The organism is Oleiphilus sp. HI0132, assembly GCF_001635845.1.
Genome location: NZ_LWGJ01001090.1, coordinates 1 through 2,502, shown reverse-complemented (window position 1 = coordinate 2,502; position 2,502 = coordinate 1). Strand labels below are relative to the sequence as shown.

General features: G+C 44.4%; 2 protein-coding genes. One reads left to right on the top strand and one right to left on the bottom strand.

The genetic code is table 11. The features are described from left to right. On the top strand, positions 1-1,509 hold a 1,509-nt coding region (locus A3766_RS14265), incomplete at its 5' end, for a LysM peptidoglycan-binding domain-containing protein (protein WP_068642391.1). 52 nt (positions 1,510-1,561) lie between these two features. On the opposite strand, the gene A3766_RS31140 is transcribed toward A3766_RS14265, so the two are convergent. Continuing rightward, on the bottom strand, positions 1,562-2,502 hold a 941-nt coding region (locus tag A3766_RS31140; RefSeq protein WP_197479576.1), incomplete at its 5' end, for a hypothetical protein.

The following is a 2,502-nucleotide window of genomic DNA, read 5'->3' as shown; positions in this document are numbered from 1 at the left end:
ATCACTCCAACTGATGAGCTGGAACAGAAAGTCAATCAGGAGCTTCAGCTTCTTCGTGATAGACCTAGCCATAACCCTGACCAAGGCGACCTGCTTGACGATATTCGAAAGCACTTTACACTCGACCTGACTCTTGACAACAAGCGCATTCAAAGCCAGTTACGCTGGTACGTAAACAACCCCAATTATCTAGACCGAACCTTTAAGCGCTCTTCACGCTATCTTCACCATGTGGTGCAAGAAGTTAAGAAACGTAAACTACCGATGGAACTAGCACTACTACCTTTTGTCGAGAGTGCCTACGATCCTTTCGCATACAGTCATGGCCGTGCTTCAGGCTTATGGCAGTTTATTCCAGGTACCGGGAAGATTTATGGTTTGCATCAAAACTGGTGGTACGATGGACGACGTGACGTATTAGCATCGACTCAAGGAGCTCTCGAATACCTGAGTTACTTAAGTAGACGATTTGACGGCAACTGGCTCCATGCTCTTGCATCTTACAACTCTGGTTCAGGCCGCGTTAGTAAGGCGATAAAGCGCAATAAAAAACTAGGAAAACCCCAAGACTTCTGGTCTTTGAAGCTTCCAAGAGAAACCCGCGCTTACGTCCCTAAACTGCTTGCTCTTGCCAAGATTGTAAAGTCGCCTGAAAAATACAACATTCAATTCCCGAAAATCGCTGATAAACCGTACTTTGAGACAGTTCAAACTGGCGGGCAGATCGATCTTGCCCAGGCAGCTACCCTGGCCGGCATCGATATAAAGGAAATATATAAACTCAACCCAGGATTCAATCAGTGGGCTAGCGCCCCCATGGGGCCTCATCGTTTATTGGTACCTATTGAGAGCGCCAAACAGTTTAAAGCCGCGCTGACTGAGCTACCTCCAGAAAAGAGGCTCAACTGGACTCGCTACAGTATAAAACGCGGTGACTCCTTAATTCGCATAGCAAAGAAATTCAACACAACTCCAGCCTTGATTAAGCAAGTCAATCAGCTGCGCTCTAACACGATCAGAGAGAAACAAAAATTACTTATCCCTGTTGCATCTGAAGGTAAAGCTTATTACAACTTAAGCCAGCATAATCGACTCAAGCGCAAGCAAGACAAAATATCCGGAAGCCAAGGCAGCAAGAAACTACGTTATAAAGTACGCTCTGGAGATACCATGTGGGATATTTCCAGAGCTCACAAAGTAGGCGTTCGCTCTCTAGCCAAGTGGAACGGCATGGCACCCACTGACCCGATTAAGCCAGGTCAGGAATTAATTATCTGGTCACTTAAGGATGTAGGTAAAGCAAGCATGCCGCTACCGTCTTTTAGAGATAAAAGGCAAATGATCAGAAAGATTGGCTATCGAGTAAGAAAAGGTGACTCGCTCGCTCGCATCGCAAGTAAGTTCAGCGTAACGATTAATGACCTAGTAAGCTGGAACAAGCTAAACAAGAAAAAATATCTACAGCCAGGACAGAAGCTAACCATCTACGTAGACATAACAGCTACTTAGGCCCCGTTACCGAGGCTAGAATTTATTTTAACCTAGGAAGCCACCTCTAAAATCATTCAGACAATAAGTACTCACTAAATTCGATAAAGTGGGAAACAGTTACCTTATCTACTGGAATCATAGACTTATCAGCGTCAGCGCTATTTTCACTTAATTCACTCATCATACCTTTCACTCTTTCAAGCGTTTCACGAATCAAGCTGACCATTGAGTCGCGCGGAGATTCAAACACTCCCATTGAATCATTCATCTGATTAAAGTGATTAACCATATCTACAATAGGTTGATACCGCTTTAGGTTTGATAAGTCATTCGTTCGACCTTCTTGTGAACTAGAAGGTGCACCATAAGTTCTTAACTCTTCCGCTACAGTCTTGGACAAGTCTAAGGAAAAGGATGCAATTTCGCTGGAATCAAACCCTACACTCATCGCTGATTCAAATGCATCCTGAAAGCGGTCTTGAAAAAATAATTCCGTTACATTACCTAGCTGCGACAATAGCTCGTTAATTGCCGTAAGCTCCGATTCATCCAGCTCCCCTTCGACACTATATTCAAACGACTTATCGCCGGACACAGCCACGCCTAGAGAGTTTCCCGAAGACTGGTAAATAGAGGCAAATGTATCACTCAAACGAATCGAGACTTTATCGCCATCCCTGGTCGTTAAGGAAAACTCGGTACTATCATGACTTGCATATTTGTACTTGGAAACAGCCTCGAAAGACTCTGGCTTAAGCTGTTGTTCATTGACTTTCTCTGGCGTAAAAAACTCGTAAACATTTAAAGCTTGCTGGGAGGTTTTAGCCTCAGTATCTACAGGAGTGTTAGTCGAAGCCGCAACTTCATTTCTAGCGCTCTGCTTGCTCCCTTCAGCTAAGCCATCTGCAGCACTCAGATGTTTTCCTTCAATATCATCTACCCCCTCATCAACCAAATGTCGAGACTGAGCTATTTCCTCCTCAAGCTTTTCATCCATCAAACCCAATGCGC